Annotated in this window: 14 protein-coding genes; 4 read left to right on the forward strand and 10 right to left on the reverse strand. The window is 61.2% G+C overall.

The window, feature by feature from the left end:
• Positions 1–76: 76 nt before the first annotated feature.
• Positions 77–1663: a cytochrome c oxidase subunit I gene (ctaD, locus tag LQ215_RS18945; protein WP_230152058.1), complete on the reverse strand. Its 1587-nt coding sequence runs from the start codon at positions 1661–1663 to the stop codon at positions 77–79.
• Positions 1664–1745: 82 nt separating this feature from the next.
• The gene (gene coxB, locus LQ215_RS18950; RefSeq protein ID WP_230152059.1) at positions 1746–2873 is read right to left on the reverse strand and encodes a cytochrome c oxidase subunit II; all 1128 of its coding nucleotides are present in this window, start codon (positions 2871–2873) and stop codon (positions 1746–1748) included.
• 375 nt (positions 2874–3248) lie between these two features.
• On the opposite strand from coxB, the gene LQ215_RS18955 reads away from it, so the two are divergent.
• The gene (locus LQ215_RS18955; protein ID WP_003196336.1) at positions 3249–3899 is read left to right on the forward strand and encodes a hypothetical protein; all 651 of its coding nucleotides are present in this window, start codon (positions 3249–3251) and stop codon (positions 3897–3899) included.
• Positions 3900–4157: 258 nt separating this feature from the next.
• On the opposite strand, the gene LQ215_RS18960 is transcribed toward LQ215_RS18955, so the two are convergent.
• From LQ215_RS18960 to LQ215_RS18970, 3 genes are all read right to left on the reverse strand, one after another.
• Entirely contained in the window at positions 4158–5684 is a 1527-nt protein-coding gene (locus tag LQ215_RS18960; protein ID WP_230152060.1) for a SulP family inorganic anion transporter, read from the reverse strand.
• 91 nt (positions 5685–5775) lie between these two features.
• Complete coding sequence (locus LQ215_RS18965) at positions 5776–6507, reverse strand: carbonic anhydrase (protein WP_063323564.1); 732 nt, start codon at positions 6505–6507, stop codon at positions 5776–5778.
• 198 nt (positions 6508–6705) lie between these two features.
• Positions 6706–7764, reverse strand: a complete 1059-nt coding sequence (locus tag LQ215_RS18970) for a PA0069 family radical SAM protein (RefSeq protein WP_230152061.1) — start codon at positions 7762–7764, stop codon at positions 6706–6708.
• A gap of 182 nt (positions 7765–7946) precedes the next feature.
• On the opposite strand from LQ215_RS18970, the gene LQ215_RS18975 reads away from it, so the two are divergent.
• Positions 7947–8627, forward strand: a complete 681-nt coding sequence (locus tag LQ215_RS18975; RefSeq protein WP_230152062.1) for a dual specificity protein phosphatase family protein — start codon at positions 7947–7949, stop codon at positions 8625–8627.
• Between the two features lie 3 nt (positions 8628–8630).
• On the opposite strand, the gene LQ215_RS18980 is transcribed toward LQ215_RS18975, so the two are convergent.
• From LQ215_RS18980 to prlC, 3 genes are all read right to left on the reverse strand, one after another.
• The gene (locus LQ215_RS18980) at positions 8631–10619 is read right to left on the reverse strand and encodes a M3 family metallopeptidase (RefSeq protein ID WP_230152063.1); all 1989 of its coding nucleotides are present in this window, start codon (positions 10617–10619) and stop codon (positions 8631–8633) included.
• Between the two features lie 112 nt (positions 10620–10731).
• Complete coding sequence (locus LQ215_RS18985; RefSeq protein WP_003196348.1) at positions 10732–11013, reverse strand: YheV family putative zinc ribbon protein; 282 nt, start codon at positions 11011–11013, stop codon at positions 10732–10734.
• The gene (prlC, locus tag LQ215_RS18990) at positions 11010–13088 is read right to left on the reverse strand and encodes an oligopeptidase A (protein ID WP_230152065.1); all 2079 of its coding nucleotides are present in this window, start codon (positions 13086–13088) and stop codon (positions 11010–11012) included. Before prlC ends, LQ215_RS18985 begins: the two co-directional genes overlap by 4 nt.
• A 72-nt stretch (positions 13089–13160) precedes the next feature.
• Between prlC and LQ215_RS18995 the strand changes: the two genes are divergently transcribed.
• On the forward strand, positions 13161–13706 hold the full coding sequence (locus tag LQ215_RS18995; RefSeq protein WP_230152066.1) for a gamma carbonic anhydrase family protein: 546 nt from the start codon (positions 13161–13163) through the stop codon (positions 13704–13706).
• A 150-nt stretch (positions 13707–13856) separates the two neighbouring features.
• Positions 13857–14507, forward strand: coding sequence for an HAD family hydrolase (locus LQ215_RS19000; protein ID WP_003196353.1), 651 nt, complete (start codon positions 13857–13859; stop codon positions 14505–14507).
• 241 nt (positions 14508–14748) lie between these two features.
• Here the strand turns inward: LQ215_RS19000 and LQ215_RS19005 are convergent, their stop codons facing one another.
• Both LQ215_RS19005 and LQ215_RS19010 read right to left on the reverse strand, forming a co-directional pair.
• Positions 14749–15207 carry an REP-associated tyrosine transposase gene (locus tag LQ215_RS19005; RefSeq protein WP_230152067.1) on the reverse strand — a complete coding sequence of 153 codons (459 nt, stop codon included), beginning with the start codon at positions 15205–15207 and terminating at the stop codon, positions 14749–14751.
• Between the two features lie 165 nt (positions 15208–15372).
• Positions 15373–16365: an AraC family transcriptional regulator gene (locus tag LQ215_RS19010; RefSeq protein ID WP_230152068.1), complete on the reverse strand. Its 993-nt coding sequence runs from the start codon at positions 16363–16365 to the stop codon at positions 15373–15375.
• Positions 16366–16437 lie beyond the last annotated feature (72 nt).

Consider the following 16437-nt stretch of genomic DNA (forward strand, 5'->3'; position numbering starts at 1 on the left):
CGATAGCGACGACTCGGTGTGTCAGATACACCGCTATCGCGAGCAAGCTCGCTCCCACACAGGTCCCATGTGTCATCTATTTCACTTCCGGCGGCGTAGTAAACGTGTGATACGGCGCCGGTGACGGCACGCTCCACTCCAACCCTTCGGCACCATCCCACGGCTTGGCCGGTGCCGGCGGGCCGCCACGGATAGTCTTGATCACGATGAACAGGAAGAAGATCTGCGTGGTGCCGAACATGAACGCGCCGATGGACGAGACCATGTTGAAATCGGCGAACTGCAGGTTGTAGTCGGGAATCCGCCGGGGCATGCCCGCCAGGCCGACGAAGTGCATCGGGAAGAACGCCATGTTCATCCCCACGAACGACAGCCAGAAGTGCAGCTTGCCGAGGGTTTCGTCATACATGTGGCCGGTCCATTTCGGCAGCCAATAGTAGGCCGAGGCGAAGATCCCGAAGATCGCGCCGGGCACCAGCACGTAGTGGAAGTGCGCGACCACGAAGTAGGTGTCCTGATACTGGAAGTCCGCCGGAGCAATCGCCAGCATCAGCCCGGAGAAACCCCCGATGGAGAACAGGATCACGAACGCCACGGCAAACAGCATCGGCGTCTCGAAGGTCAGCGAGCCTTGCCACATGGTGCTGGCCCAGTTGAACACCTTCACCCCGGTGGGCACGGCGATCAGCAGGGTGGCGTACATGAAGAACAGCTCGCCCACCAGCGGAATGCCGACCACGAACATGTGGTGCGCCCAGACGATGAACGACAGGAACGCGATGGCGGCCGTGGCGTAGACCATCGAGGTGTAGCCGAACAACGGCTTGCGCGAGAACGCCGGGATGATTGAGCTGACGGCGCCGAAGGCCGGCAGGATCATGATGTACACCTCGGGGTGGCCGAAGAACCAGAACACGTGCTGGAACAGCACCGGGTCACCGCCACCGGCGGCACTGAAGAAGCTGGTGCCGAAGTGGATGTCCATCAGCATCATCGTCACGCAGCCGGCCAGCACCGGCATCACCGCGATCAGTAGGAACGCGGTGATCAGCCAGGTCCAGACGAACAGCGGCATTTTCATCAGGGTCATGCCGGGGGCACGCAGGTTGAGGATGGTGGCGATCACATTGATCGCGCCCATGATCGAGCTGATGCCCATCAGGTGGATGGCAAAGATGAAGAACGTCACGCTTTCCGGCGCATAGGTGGTGGACAGCGGGGCGTAGAAGGTCCAACCGAAGTTCGGCCCGCCACCGGCTGTGAACAACGTCGAGACCAGCATCAGGAACGCGGCCGGCAACAACCAGAAGCTGAAGTTGTTCATGCGCGGCAGGGCCATGTCAGGCGCGCCGATCATTAGCGGGATCATCCAGTTGGCGAGGCCGACGAACGCCGGCATCACCGCGCCGAAGACCATCACCAGGCCATGCATGGTGGTCATCTGGTTGAAGAACGCCGGCTCCACGATCTGCAGGCCGGGCTGGAACAGCTCGGCGCGGATCACCATGGCGAACGAGCCGCCCAACAGGAACATGGAGAAGGCGAACCACAGGTACAGCGTGCCGATATCCTTGTGGTTGGTGGTCAGTACCCAGCGCATCAGGCCCTTGGCGGGGCCGTGGGCGTGGTCGGCATGACCGTGGTCATCGATCACAGCACTCATGTCCTGTCTCCTTCGAACGAGTGGGCTGGGCGGTGCGGGGCGCTGAGCCCCGACCGGTTGCGGGAACGAACGTCAGGCCGGCTCATTGGCTTTCTGCCTGTTTGAGTTCCAGCACTTCTTTAGGCGTCACCATGTCGCCCTTGTTGTTACCCCAGGCGTTGCGTTCATAGGTCACGACCGCGGCGATATCGACTTCCGATAGCTGTTTGCCAAACGCGGCCATGGCGGTGCCGGGCTTGCCGTGGAAGACAATGCTCAGGTGATCCTTGATTGGCCCAGTGGCGATTTTCGAGCCCTTGAGGGCCGGGAACATCGGCGGCAGACCCTGGCCTTCGGCCTGGTGACAGGCCACGCAGGTGGTGTGGTAGATCTTGTCGCCACGCTCGACAAGTTCTTCGCGCGTCCATTCCTTGCTGGTCAACTCTTTGAGCTGCGCGGCTTCGGCCTTGCGTTCGCCCAGCCATTTTTCATAGTCGGGCTTGCTCTTGACCTCCACCACGATCGGCATGAAGCCGTGGTCCTTGCCGCACAGCTCGGCGCACTGGCCCCGATACAGGCCGGGCTTGTCGACACGGGTCCAGGCTTCGTTGACGAAGCCTGGGATCGCATCGCGCTTGACCGCGAAGGCCGGCACCCACCAGGAGTGGATCACGTCGGCGGAGGTCACCAAAAAGCGCACCTTGGCATCGACCGGCAGCACCAGCGGCTTGTCGACCTCCAACAGGTAGTGTTCGCCCTTGGCGCTCTGGTTATGGATTTGTTCGGCGGGGGTCGCCAGGTTGCTGAAGAACTCGACGTCCTGGCCCAGGTACTTGTAGTGCCACTTCCATTGATAGCCAGTGACCTGGATATCGATGTCCGACTCGCTGGAGTCGTACATCTTGATCAGGGTGGCGGTGGCAGGAATCGCCATCAGCACCAGGATCAGGAAGGGCACGATGGTCCAGAGGATTTCCACGCGGGTGTTTTCGTGGAAGTGCGCGGCATTCTGGCCGGTTGAACGGCGGTGCATCATCATCGACCAGAACATGGCGCCGAAGACGATGATGCCGATGACCACACAGATCCAGAAGATGGTCATGTGCAGGTCGAACACTGCGTTGCTGATCTGTGTCGCTCCAGGTGCCATATTCACAGTCCAGGCCGCTTGCGCCTGGCTGAAAATCGACCACAACAGGAGGCCCATCCATACGTGTGGATGTCGCGTCATTGCGGGTTCCCCTTATCGTTCTTGTTATCCCGTAGGCGTAAAGCCTGCGGCAAGGGATCGGCTATTCAGACTGCTTAATTGACTCGCCGCGCCTTGCTGCACATGCAATCGGGTGTCATCAGCTAACTCCATTCCAAACCGAGTATAGACAGCACCGGCAACCTCGCAACGCGATGGCGTAAATCGTTTGAAACACCCGGGGCTTGCGCTAGAGCCCACGAATGGAGAAGGATGCGAACCTGAGTGATGGCAAACCGATATAACTGTGGTGCTGCAAGGAAAGGGACGGTTATGAAAAATAGGTCTTAGGAGTGTTTTTGTGCCAGCTAAGTTATGTCTTCCCTATTTCATTGCCTTTTGTTTCCTGGAGTTGTCATGAACACCGCCGCATTGCGCGAGCAGATCCAAAAAGCCCAACAACACGAGGCCGAGACCGGCCAATTGACCCGCCAGCTGGAGGCCCAGCTGCCGCATCTGCACGCCGCGATCCAATTGCCGGACATTGACGCCAAGGGCGTCATGACCCGTTTTGTCAGCGCTTACATCGAGCAAGTGCCGGACCTGCTGGACGCCGCCAACGAGGTGGCCCGCGAAGCCGGGATCGAATCGCAGATCAAGCCGGTGCTGACCATCGCCGAGCAGTTTTTCCTCCAGCCACCCAAGGTGATGGAAGGCCATGTTGGCCTGGACAGTTTGCTGGACGAAGCCTACCTGGCCCATCGGTTGGTGGAAGAGGTCAACGACCTGTATATCAAGCATTTCAGCCAACCGCTGATTCCGCTGGACATGACGGTCGCCAACCTGATCGCTCACCACCTGATCGGCGAGCCGTTCGCCAACCAGCTGGACGAAGCCGTGCATCACGCCGTGGATGAAATGCTCGACGAAGACAGCTTTGCGCTGGAATCGGTGGAGTCTTACCGGGAGAAACTCGGCAGCCCGGACACGGGCGCTGCCTGGAAGCGTTGGCCGTGCCTGTCGCGCCAGCTGGGCGTTGGGCTGGAGCTGGATCAGCCGGCGGCTTGATCCAGCAGCAAAACACGAAACCCTTGTGGGAGCGGGCTTGCTCGCGAAGGCAATGGATCAGCCACATCGCAGTTGACTGATACTCCGCTATCGCGAGCAAGCTCGCTCCCACATGGATCTGTGCCGTTCATGAATCCTGTGCCCTACACCCAACCCCTGTGGGAGCGAGCTTGCTCGCGAAGGCGCAGTGTCAGGCAGCATTTAGCCAACTGATCCACCGCTTTCGCGAGCAAGCTCGCTCCCACATTTGGACGGGTGTCAGGCAGAGGCTGCGCCAACCCCTACGGTGGTACGCAGCCGCCCTTCCAACCGGCGCTTGAGCCCGCGGGATTCGATCAACAGCTTCGACCCCTTGCTGGCATTCGCCCGGCCCCATTCTTCCAGCAACTCCAGGCACGAGTGATCGATGTAGCTCAGGTTATTGAGCGGTACATGCACGGTCGCGCCTTGCGGTATGGCGTTCAGCACCTGGGTCAGCGCCGGCACCTTGAGGAAGGTCGCCGCGCCGACCAGCCGCAGTTCCATCTCGCCTTCCTGGGGCAGGTCGATCAGGCTGATTTTCAGGCGCGAGGCTTTCCAGGCGAGTTTCGCCAGGGTCAGGCCGAAGCCGATCAGCACACCGGTCAGCAGGTCGGTGAAGATGATCGCCAACGCCGTTGCGGCGTAGGTGAACATCGGCATCCGGCCATAACGGCCCAGGCTGCGAAACGCCTTGAGGTCCACCAGTTTGAAACCGGTGTACACCAGCACACCTGCCAGGCTCGCCACCGGAATGCTTTGCAGCACGCTGGACAGCAACAGGACGAAGAGCAGCAACCACAGGCCGTGGAAAATCGTCGACATTCGCGTGGTGGCGCCGGCCTGGACGTTGGCCGAGCTACGCACGATCACCCCGGTCATCGGCAGGGCGCCGAGCAGGCCGCAAAGCATGTTGCCGATTCCTTGCGCCGACAGTTCCCGGTCGAAGTCCGCACGATCACCGCTGTGCATGCGATCCACCGCAGCCGCCGACAGCAAGGTTTCAGCGCTGGCGATGAAAGCGACCGCGAAGGCGGCGATCAGCAGCGTCGGGTCGGCCAGGTTCAGCAGGTCCGCCGGGCGCAGCCAATCAATGGCTTCGGCGAGGTTCTCCGGGACTTCCACCCGTTTGACCTGCAAGGCCAGCAGCAGGCTGGCGATGGTCGCCAGGCCTACGCCAAGCAAGGCGCCGGGAACGAAGCGCAGGCTGTGGGGGCGGAATTTTTCCCACAACCACATCACCGCAATCGTCGACAAACCAAGCAGGCCGGCCTGCCAGCCGAAGGACGGCAAGGCCTGGTCCACCGCCGCCGGGAACGCCGCCAGGTTATCCAACCCTGAAGGCTTGGGCGCCGCGTCGAGCATCACATGGACCTGGGACAACACGATCAGCACGCCGATACCCGCGAGCATCCCGTACACCACCGCAGGTGCGGTGACCCGGAACCAGCAGCCGAGGCGAAAGCGCCCGGCCAACAATTGCAACAGCCCGGCCAGCAGCAGGATCGGCCCGAGCATGGCCACGCCATGCTGGCGCACCAATTCGAAGACCAACACCGCCAACCCGGCGGCCGGGCCACTGACTTGCAGCTTGGAACCTGCCAGGAAACCCACCACCAGGCCACCGATGATGCCGGTGATCAGGCCTTTGGCCGGCGGTAGGCCGGATGCGATGGCAATGCCCATGCACAAGGGCAGCGCCACCAGGAACACCACCACCGAAGCCAACAGCTCCCGTGGCAGAACAGCTTTTAATTGAGCACGCATGGCGACTCTCCCGAAGTTTTCTTCAGGCATGGCGAGGCCCTACCACGCAAATAGCGGTAAGGCTGAACCACACAAGGATGTTTAGGAGTGGTTAGAAGCGCGCTTTGGGCGTCGCCACCGGTATCGGATGGCTGCCATCGAGCGGCAGGAAACGTCCCTGGTCCGCGTCATAGGCTTTGATCTCGCTGGTCTCGATGTTGTACACCCAGCCATGGATGAACAACTGACCATTGGCCATGCGCGAGGCCACCGAGGGATGCGTTCGCAAATGCTGCAACTGCGCGATCACGTTCTCTTCGGTGAGGATGGGCATGGTTTGCTTTTCGTCACCGCACGGGCAGTTGTCATGGACCATGGTCTTGGCCACTTCGGCGTGGCGCAGCCAGGCTTTTACCGTGGGCATTTTTTCCAGGGTGTCGGGGTTGAGCACGGCACGCATGGCGCCGCAATCGGAATGGCCGCAGACAATGATGTGTTGCACGCCGAGGGCCAGTACGGCGTATTCGATGGCGGTGGAGACGCCGCCGTTCATCTGGCCGTAAGGCGGCACGACGTTGCCGACGTTACGGGTCACGAACAGGTCGCCGGGGGAACTATGGGTGATCAACTCGGGCACGATGCGCGAATCGGCGCAGGTGATGAACATCGCCCGGGGTTTCTGGGCGGTGGCGAGTTTCTTGAAGAGCTCTTCCTGTTGCGGAAAGATCTCGTGATGGAAATGCAAAAAGCCGTCAACAATATGCTGCAGCGCTGCATCGGCGGTTTCCGCCTCGGGTTGGGCTGAAGCCGACGCAGCCAACGGCTGTTTATCCTTGTCACTCATGATTCATCCTCTTTGACGGAGCCAGTGGCTGGTTAAAAAACGTCCAGGTCGAAAGGCTCGACCTGTCAGTCACTCGCTGAACAAGGTAGCGGCCGAAACTTAACTCAAACTGAAATCGAAGGCTCTAGAACAACGATTACAGGGTGGCGAAACACTGGCGCAGCTCATGTCCAGCAGCCGTTCCAAGGTCAACTTTAATCAAATCAACGACATCTGTCGGCCCGGCGGACAGAAGGCATCGCAATCCAGATTGTATCCGTCGCGGCGTTCAAGCCCCAAGCGCTTGAGGGCCTTGGCGAAACGCTGGGCCAGCAGGTCGGCGAACGGGCCTTCGCCGCGCATCCGCGCACCGAAGCGGCTGTCATACAGCTCGCCGCCGCGGCTCTGGCGGACCAGGCTCAGCACATGGGCGGCGCGCTGCGGGTAGTGCGCCTGCAACCACTGCTCGAACAGCGGCGCGACTTCCAGCGGCAGGCGCAGCATGACGTAGGCGGCATTCTGCGCGCCGGCGGCGTGGGCTTCGGCCAGCAGGCTTTCGATCTCGCTGTCATTGATCATCGGAATCATCGGTGCGCACAGCACGCCTACGGCAATGCCCGCCTCGCGCATGACCTTGATCGCCCGCAACCGCGCCTTGGGCGCTGCCGCGCGGGGTTCGAGAATGCGCTTGAGCTCATCGTCCAGGGTGGTGAGGCTGATCATCACGTGCACCAGCCGTTGTTGGGCCAGTTCGGTCAGCAGGTCCAGGTCGCGCAGGATCAGCGAACCCTTGGTGACGATGGTCACCGGGTGCCGATAGCGCAGCAGCACTTCGAGAATCCGGCGGGTGATCCGTTGTTCGCGTTCGATAGGCTGATAGGGATCGGTGTTGGACCCCAGCGCGATGGGCGCACATTGATAGCCGCGCCGGGACAACTGCTCTTCCAGCACATCGGCGGCATTGGTCTTGGCGATCAGCTTCGTTTCGAAATCCAGCCCCGGCGACAGGTCCCAATAGGCATGGCTAGGCCGCGCATAGCAGTAGATGCAACCGTGTTCGCAGCCTCGATACGGGTTGATCGAGCGGTCGAAGGGGATATCGGACGAGGTGTTGCGGGTAATGATGGACTTGGCCATTTCGATGCGCACTTCGGTGCCCTGGGTCGGCGGGACTTCCTGATACCAGCCGTCATCTTCGGCCACCGAGCGACTCGGGGCGAAGCGGTTGTGCGGGTTGGTCGCGGTGCCGCGGCCGCGAGGCGGAAGAGAGGCTGACATGGGAGAACTCCGAAAGCTGTATGTGCATACAGTATTCGCTGCGTTCGATTAAGACCAGTGCCATTCAGCAGCCCGGATACCCGATCATCGTTCACAAGGCTTTGACGTTCTCCTCACAGGCTTTTAACCGCAGCGAGCCGAAACTGAGCCTCTGGCATTCCTTCGCTTTCGGTCGTCCGTGCATGCTCAAGCTCTGTTCCCGTTCATTGCTCTGCCTGGCCCTGCTCACCGGGCTGGCCGAAGTCCCCGCCCAAGCGGCCGATTCCCCTGACGCGAGACCCGCTGAATGGGCACAGCCGGTGGAAAAGGACTACAACCTCTACCAGATGTCGCCGACGCTCTATCGCAGCTCCCTGCCGGACGGCGCAGCGCTGCCCTTGCTGAATAAACTCAGGATCGGCACGGTGATCAACTTCCTGCCGGAGGCGGACAAGCGCTGGTTGTCCACGCCCGGCATCGAGCAAGTGCAGTTGCCCTATCGCACCAATCATGTCGATGACAGCGACATCCTCAGGGCTTTGCGCGCCATCCAGGCGGCCGAAGCCAAGGGGCCGGTGCTGATGCACTGCAAGCACGGCTCGGACCGCACCGGGCTGGTCGCCGCCATGTACCGGGTGGTGGTGCAGGGTTGGAGCAAAGAGGACGCCTTGAACGAAATGACCGAAGGCGGCTTCGGTGACAGCCATCATTTCAAGGATGGGGTGCGCTACATGATGCAGGCCGATGTCGACAAACTCCGCATGGCGCTGGCGAATGGCGATTGCAGCACCAGCGTCTTTGCCCTTTGCTCCCTCGAAAGCTGGGTCAACTCAACCACGACGACGCGTCACCTCGACCCTCAGGTTGTGCTTCCCGAGCGATGATCGCTATGTGCCCAGAAACGCGGCGATCGACTCCGACAGCGGTCGCGCATCGCCCGGCCCGAAAATCGTCTCGCGCAACGCCCGCCCGGTTTTCTGGTTGAACAGCCCGTCGCGCTTGAATCTCTGGAACACGGTGTTCGCCAATGCTCTCGACCAGGTATAGGCATAGAGCCCGGCCCCATAGCCGGTCACCATGTAGTCCAGGCCATTGGGCCAGCGCTCGGTGGCAGACACCGGCAGGTGCCCGACCTGTGCGCTGACCTGATCGAATATTTGTTGCGCGGTGCGTCCGTCGCCGTGGCTGCGGTGCAATTCCATGTCGAACAGCGCATCGCGCAAGGACAGTGCGGTATCCCAACTGGTATGGGTATCGAGGTATAGCAGCAGTTGATCGGCGATTGCGTCGGGCAACGGTTCCCCTGTCTGGTGATGTTTCGATACCCGGATCAGGCAGGGCTTGGTGAAGCACCATTGCTCGAACAACACCCCGGCAAACTCGGCCGTATCCCGGGAAAATTCGGTGATGCCTGAAATCTCGCGGTAGTCAGCCCGGGTCAAGACGTGATGCAAGCAATGGCCGAACTCATGAAAGAGGATGCGCAGTTGCCGATGATCGAGCAACACCGGGCTTGCACCTGAGCCACGTGGCAACCAGCCATGCAAGGCCGCGATAGGGTACCGGGGCCGGCCCTCGGCGGTGATGCGCCGGTTGCGCAGGATGGTGGTACTGGGGAAACCGTCGTGGTTCGCCTCTGCAAACGGGTCGAAATAGAGGTAGCCCACGGTTTCGTCCCGCTCGCGGACTTCAAGAAGACGCACGTCCCGGTGCCAGGTCGGCACATCCCGGCGTTCAACGATGTCCACGCCGAACAGGTCCCTGGCGATCAGCAACAGCTGTGCGAAAGTCGACTCCAGTTCAAACCAGGCACTGGCGGCCTGCTCCGAAACCCCAGCCGTTTGCCGCCGAAGCTTTTCGGCCAGGTATTGATAATCCCAAGGCTGGACGCCGCTGAAGCCTTGCGTTGCGGCAAATATTTGCAGCTGCTGGGCGTCCCGGGCAAATACGCTGCGCTGCTGTGCGAGCCGTTCTTGCAAGAACGACAGGACCTGCTCTGGCGACTCGGCCTGCTCCGGTTCTAGCGCCATTTGCGCGTAATTCGAATAGCCCAGCAACGTCGCCTGCTGATGGCGATCCCTGAGCAACTGCGCGAGGACTTCGCCGTTGTCGAACAGGCCGGCATGGGACCCTTGATCCGATGCGCGCGTGCTGAAGGCGACGTACATTTGCTTGCGCAAACCCTGATCGTCAGCGTAACGGGTGACGGTACGAAACGACTCCTCATTGAGCGTCAGCAACCAGCCCTCGCGTCCAGCCTCACGCGCCTGGTCGGCCATGCGCTGTTTGAAGGACGACGGCAGGCCGCTCAACTGGGCCTCGTCGTCAAGCGCTTGGCTCCAGGCTTTATTGGCTTGTTGCAGGTGTTCCAGAAACAAGCTCCGGGCGCCTTGGATGCGCAGTTGCAGCTCTTTCAAGTCTGCCTGTGCGGTGTGCGCCGCTGCGTTCTGGTGAAACCGCCGAAGGATTATTTCCAGCGTTCGTTTTCTCGCCGGGGTGAAATGCCTGGCGATCTGGCTGTTGGCCAAGCGCTGGTAGAGTTGAAACAGTTCGGGGTTTCGCCTCAATGACCGTTGGTAATCGTGCAACCGTTCGCTGCAATCGAGCGAAGCCTGCGTCCAGGCGTCGCCTGTCCTGGTCGAAGTCAGCCGTTCCAGCACGTAGGCGAAGCTCTTCAAGCGGGCGTGGATCTCGTCCATCGCCAGCACGAGGTCGTCCCAGGTGGGGAACGGTGTCTGGGTCTTGATGATTTCGGCGATTTGAGCGCGGCTCTCGGCAAGAATCCGGTCGAGGGCCGGTAAAAAATCTTCGGCTTGGATCAGCGAAAAAGGGGGCAGGTCATAGGCCTGCAACAGCGGATTGGCATCGTCGGGCATGGCAGCCTTCCTCTCAGTCTGGACGTGATGAACAGTCTGTAAAGGAAGCTGTGGGCACGGGCGGTATATATGTATCGCTTCCGGGCCGTGGGGCCCGGAAGGTGATACCGGATCATTCCGTCGGTTTTTTCTTCAACTTGGGGTTGGGGAAAAACTGCACTGCCTGAACCTTGGCGTCCGGCGCCTTGAGCGCCGAGGTATTGACCCGGGTGCCCAATTCCTTGGGTACCGACAGGCCTTGCTCGTTGAGTGTGTCGGAATAACCGCAGGCCACACATTCACGGTGCGGCACGCCGTCTTCGTTCCACATCATCAATTTGTCCGGCTCGCTGCAGGCCGGGCAGACCGCCCCGGCGATAAAGCGTCGCTTGGTAATCACAGGTCCCTCGCTCATGCTGCCGCGTCCTCGGTCAGGCCGCTGTGGCGCAAGAGTGCGTCAATCGACGGCTCACGACCACGGAAGTCGACGAACAGCACCATCGGTTCCTGCGAGCCGCCACGGGCCAGGATCGCCTCACGGAAGGCACGCCCGGTGTCGGCGTTGAGCACGCCGTCTTCTTCGAACTTGGAGAACGCGTCGGCCGACAACACTTCCGCCCATTTGTAGCTGTAGTAGCCCGCCGCATACCCGCCGGCGAAGATGTGGGCGAAGCTGTTGGGGAAGCGGTTGTAGGCCGGGGGACGCATGACCGACACTTCGTCGCGCACGCCTTCGAGCACTTGCAGCACGCTGCGGCCATCGTCGTGGGTGGCGTGCAGCTCGAAGTCGAACAGCGAGAACTCCAACTGGCGGACCATCATCAGGCCGGACTGGAAGTTTTTCGCCGCGAGCATTTTTTCCAGCAGGTCCTGGGGCAGTGGCTCGCCGGTTTCGTAGTGGCCGGAGATCAACGCCAGGCCTTCAGGCTCCCAGCACCAGTTTTCCATGAACTGGCTCGGCAGCTCCACGGCGTCCCAGGCCACGCCGTTGATGCCGGACACACCGGCGTGTTCGACGCGGGTCAACAGGTGGTGCAGGCCATGGCCGAATTCGTGGAACAGGGTGGTGACTTCATCGTGGGTCAGCAGCGCTGGTTTGCCACTGTCGGCCGGGGTGAAGTTGCACACCAGGTTGGCGACCGGGCTTTGCAGGACGCCGTCGATGGTGCGACGACGGTCGCGGGCGCCGTCCATCCAGGCCCCGCCACGCTTGTTGGCGCGGGCGTAGAGGTCGAAGAAGAAGCGGCCGACGTGTTGGCCGTTTTCCTTGATCTCGAACAGGCGCACGTCTGGGTGCCAGGTGTCGAAGCCTTTCAGTTCGGCGATCTCGATGCCGTAGAGGCGTTGCACGATGGCGAACAGGCCGCCCAGTACCTTGTCGATCGGGAAGTACGCACGCAGGGCTTCCTGGGCGACGCTGTACCGCTGCTGGCGCAGTTTTTCACCGTAGAAACCGCTGTCCCAGCTTTGCAGGTCGGGGCAGCCCTGTTCGGCGGCGAAGGCTTTGAGCTGTTCCAGGTCCAAGGCGGCGAACGGCTTGCTGCGCTTGGCCAGGTCCCGCAGGAAACTGAGGACCTGATCGCTGGATTCGGCCATCTTGGTCGCCAGGCTCAACTCGGCGAAGTTGGCGAAACCGAGTAATTGGGCCAGTTCCTGGCGCAGGTCGAGGATCTGTTCCATCACCGGGCCGTTGTCGTTCTGACCGGCATTCGGGCCTTGGTCGGAGGCGCGGGTGCAGTACGCCGCGTAGACTTCTTCACGCAGGGCGCGGTCTTCGGCGTAGGTCATCACCGCGTAATAGCTGGGGAATTCCAGGTTGATCAGCCAGCCGTCCAGCTCCTTGGCCTGGGCGGCCGCGGCCATTTGTGCCTTGGCCGAGTCGGTCAGGCCGGCAAGGGCGGCCTCGTCGGTGACGTGTTTGGTCCAGGCCTGGGTCGCGTCCAGCAGTTGGTTGGAGAAGCGGCTGCCCAGCTCGGACAGTTTGCTTTGCACTTCGGCGTAGCGCTTCTGCTGCTCCGGTGGCAGGTCGATACCCGACAGGCGGAAGTCACGCAGGGAATGTTCCAGGATGGTTTTCTGCGCCACGTCGAAACCCGCGGCTTCAGGGCTGCTTGCCAGGGCTTCGAAGGCCTGGAACAGCTCGCGGTTCTGGCCCAGCTCGGTGGAGTAGGCACTCAGCGCCGGCAGGCAGGCCTCATAGGCTTCGCGCAGTTCAGGGCTGTTGCGCACGGCATTCAAATGGCTGACCGGGCTCCAGGCGGCGCCCAGGCGATCATTGAGCTCGTCCATCGCCAATACCAGGCCGGCCCAGGTAGGCTGCTGGACTTGGGTCTTGAGGAGCTCGGCGATGGCGGCACGGTTGTCAGCCAGGATCTGCTCGATGGCCGGTTGCACGTGCTCGGCACGGATCGCCGAGAATGGCGGCAGGTCATAGGGCTGCAAAAGAGGGTTGTTCACGCTCACGGTCGACACCTTGGCTGGAAGAAACATGGGCCCATCTTAATTACAATCGACGTTCACCGCAGCTAGCAGCGCCTATCACCGGATAAGAGAGAGCCTATCGTGACCCTTCGCACGTACCAGAACCACAGCCCGCGGCTAGCCCGTGGCGCTTTTGTCGACAGCACCGCGGTGGTGATCGGCGACGTCGAAATCGGCGAAGACAGCTCCGTCTGGCCGCTGACGGTCATTCGCGGCGACATGCACCGCATCCGTATCGGCGCGCGTACCAGCGTCCAGGATGGTTGCGTGCTGCACATCACCCACGCCGGGCCGTTCAATCCGGATGGCTTCCCGTTGCTGATCGGCGACGACGTGACCATCGCCCACAAGGTCATGCTCCATGGTTGCGCCGTGGGCAGCCGGGTCCTGATCGGCATGGGCAGCATCGTCATGGACGGCGCGGTGGTCGAGGATGATGTGATCATCGGTGCCGGCAGCCTGGTACCGCCGGGCAAACGCCTGGAAAGCGGTTTTTTGTACGTGGGCAGCCCGGTGAAGCAGGCCCGGCCGCTGACGGACAAGGAGCGCGCCTTCTTCACCTACAGCGCGGCGAACTACGTGAAGCTCAAGGACCTGCATCTGGCCGAAGGCTACGACCTGCCTTGATGGGTTTGTCACTGTTCTTATTTGTTTGATTCATCGTGGCGAGGGAGCTTGCTCCCGCTGGGCTGCGCAGCAGACCCATTTTTTGTGAGCGCTTCGCGCTCAAGCGGGAGCAAGCTCCCTCGCCACGTGATGCCACCATCAGGACCAGCCATGCATTACCAGACTGTACTCTTCGACCTCGACGGCACCCTCACCGACCCCCGCGAGGGCATCACCCGTTCGATCCAGTTCGCCTTGAGCAAACTGGGCATCGACGAGCCTGACCTGACCCGCCTCGAGCATTTCATCGGCCCGCCGTTGTTGCAGGCGTTCATGCAGTTTTACGACTTCGACGAAGCGAAGGCCTGGGAGGCGGTGAATTTCTATCGCGAACGCTTCAAGGTCACCGGCCTATACGAAAATCGCGTCTTCGACGGCGTGATGCCGTTGCTGGAAACCTTGGGTGGCCAAGGGCGCCAGTTGTACATCGCCACCTCCAAACCCTGGGTCTTCGCCCGGGAAATCGCCCGCCACTTCGACTTCGCCCGTCACTTCAAGGTGATCTACGGCAGCGAACTGGACGGCACCCGCACCAACAAAGTGGAGCTAATCGCCCACCTGCTGGCCGAAGAAGGCCTCGACCCGACCAGCACCCTGATGATCGGCGACCGCAAACACGACCTGATCGGCGCCCGCAGCAACGGCCTGGATGCGGCGGCGGTGGGGTATGGGTTTGGCAGCCATGAAGAACTCAGCGCCGAGGGCCCGGCGTATCACTTCGAGACGGTGGATGCGTTGCACCAGGCGTTTTTGCGGGGTTAGTCATATTGCTATCGCGGGCAAGCCTTGCTCCCACAGGGCAGCGCCCTTGAATGCTATGGGGGTAAGGCTTGCTCTCCCAAAAGCAGCATCTGGAGTGGCTGTGGGAGCAGGCCCCCCAAAAGGCATCATTTGGAATGCCTGTGGAAGCAGGTTTGCTCGCCCTCAAAAAGCAGCATTTGGAATACCTGTGGGAGCAAGGCTTGCCCGCGATGAGGCCATCATGGACGCCGCTTCAATCGAGTCAGACCCATATCGCGTCCCACAAGGGGTAGTCCCCTATTTTTGTAACCAAACCGGCTCGCAGCGGGTTGGCCACGACATATCGAGCGACTGATTGCAGATCTTCCTCCTTGCGAATGGCTCGGTCATGAAATCCTTCCTGCCAAAGCGATCCTTCCCGCTGCGTCAATCGATTGAAGACAACCGTGGTCCGAGACTTCGTTCGCGCAATCAGCTTGGAGAGGTCGATACCCTGCAATTCGATCAGCCAGTGAAAATGGTCTGGCATCACCACCCAGGCCAACGAGTGGGCAAATTGCTCTTCCTGAGCCTTTCGAAAGGCATCAACGACTAAGCGTCCTGTCTCGAAGCGGCTAAAAAGCGGCTCGCGGCCGCGGGTATTCACGGTCAGTAAATAGATTTGGCCAGATTGCGAATAACGTCCGGAACGCAACTGTTGGGAATGAGGCCGTGTTGTCACAAATGATCGTCCTTAATCTGTCCTTTATTTCAAGGCTAGGACAGCAGGAGCGTATCCGACTTGGAATGTTGGAGCAGGATGTGTCTGGACTGACGCTATCGCGGGCAAGCCTTGCTCCCACAGGGGTAAGGTGTCGTACATGAAGGAGGTGATTCCCTGGGAAGGTCAGGCCCTGAACTGGCTGGGCGCCACGCCGCTCCAGCGCACGAAGGCATGGCGGAAGCTGGCGGTTTCGCTGAAGCCCAGTCGTTCGGCGATTCGATAGATCGGCAATTGGTCCTCGCAGAGCATTTGCTTGGCCCGTTCGAAGCGCAGTTCGTCCAGCAGTTCCTGGTAGCTGCAGCCCAAGTCCTTGAGGTGGCGCCGCAAGGTGCGGGCCGAGCAGTTCATTTGTTCGGCCAGGCCTTCCAGCCCGGGGGCGGCGTTCAGTTGGGCGTCGAGCAACTGGCGGATCCGCCCCAGCCAGGCCTGGCGTCCGGTGAACTCGGTGTTTTGCCGGCGGCAACGTTCGGCCATGGCGTGATGGGTGATGGGGTCGGCCAGGGGCAAGGGTTGGTCGAGCCAGTGGCGCTCGAAGGCGAATGCGTTATCGACGCTGTCGAACCGCACCGGGCAATCGAAGAGCGCTGCGTAGCGGGCCTGGTAATCGGGCGCCGGATGTTCGAAGCGCGCCGCGCGCAAGGGCAGCGCATGGCCAAGGAGGTCGTTGCAGATGACTTTCAGCGAAACCATGCAGAACTCGGCATTGAACACCGCCAGGGCCGGATTCTCCCGATAATCGCCGGCGCTGAACCAGATGTGCTCGCCGTCATCGTCCAGGCTCAGGTCGAAAAGTGTTCCCAATAGCGCCGGATAGCGCAGCGCCAGGCGCAAGGCGTCACCTAAGGTGGCACTGGTGAGCAGGGCATAGCCGAGCATGCCGTAGGACGAAACGTGCATGCGCAGGCCCAGTTCCAGGCCGATGTCGCGCTTGAGGGCCACGGCGTTGGCGCAGACCTGCATCTCCTGGTTGGTGGTGATGCGCGTATCGGCCCGGCTCAGGTCCGCCGCGTTGATGCCACTGCCGGCCAGCAATGCAGCACTGGGTAGCCCTTCGTTTTTAAAGGTGCCCAGTATCAATGACACGGCGTTGAGAGTGGTGAGGTGGGAATGAAGCATGTCCGTTTCCAGCCTGGGAAAGGCTGGAAACGGAGCAAGTTGCATGCCGGGAAAAGCGATAACCGGGTACCG

Source organism: Pseudomonas brassicacearum, from assembly GCF_918698105.1.
Lineage (GTDB): Bacteria > Pseudomonadota > Gammaproteobacteria > Pseudomonadales > Pseudomonadaceae > Aquipseudomonas > Aquipseudomonas brassicacearum_F.

Excerpts from the sequence above, each read along its gene's own strand:
- ctaD (WP_230152058.1), bottom strand. The coding sequence starts at position 1,663 with ATGAGTGCTGTGATCGATGACCACGGTCATGCCGACCACGCCCACGGC.
- coxB (WP_230152059.1), bottom strand. The coding sequence starts at position 2,873 with ATGACGCGACATCCACACGTATGGATGGGCCTCCTGTTGTGGTCGATT.
- LQ215_RS18955 (WP_003196336.1), top strand. The coding sequence starts at position 3,249 with ATGAACACCGCCGCATTGCGCGAGCAGATCCAAAAAGCCCAACAACAC.
- LQ215_RS18960 (WP_230152060.1), bottom strand. The coding sequence starts at position 5,684 with ATGCGTGCTCAATTAAAAGCTGTTCTGCCACGGGAGCTGTTGGCTTCG.
- LQ215_RS18965 (WP_063323564.1), bottom strand. The coding sequence starts at position 6,507 with ATGAGTGACAAGGATAAACAGCCGTTGGCTGCGTCGGCTTCAGCCCAA.
- LQ215_RS18970 (WP_230152061.1), bottom strand. The coding sequence starts at position 7,764 with ATGTCAGCCTCTCTTCCGCCTCGCGGCCGCGGCACCGCGACCAACCCG.
- LQ215_RS18975 (WP_230152062.1), top strand. The coding sequence starts at position 7,947 with ATGCTCAAGCTCTGTTCCCGTTCATTGCTCTGCCTGGCCCTGCTCACC.
- LQ215_RS18980 (WP_230152063.1), bottom strand. The coding sequence starts at position 10,619 with ATGCCCGACGATGCCAATCCGCTGTTGCAGGCCTATGACCTGCCCCCT.
- LQ215_RS18985 (WP_003196348.1), bottom strand. The coding sequence starts at position 11,013 with ATGAGCGAGGGACCTGTGATTACCAAGCGACGCTTTATCGCCGGGGCG.
- prlC (WP_230152065.1), bottom strand. The coding sequence starts at position 13,088 with ATGTTTCTTCCAGCCAAGGTGTCGACCGTGAGCGTGAACAACCCTCTT.
- LQ215_RS19000 (WP_003196353.1), top strand. The coding sequence starts at position 13,857 with ATGCATTACCAGACTGTACTCTTCGACCTCGACGGCACCCTCACCGAC.
- LQ215_RS19010 (WP_230152068.1), bottom strand. The coding sequence starts at position 16,365 with ATGCTTCATTCCCACCTCACCACTCTCAACGCCGTGTCATTGATACTG.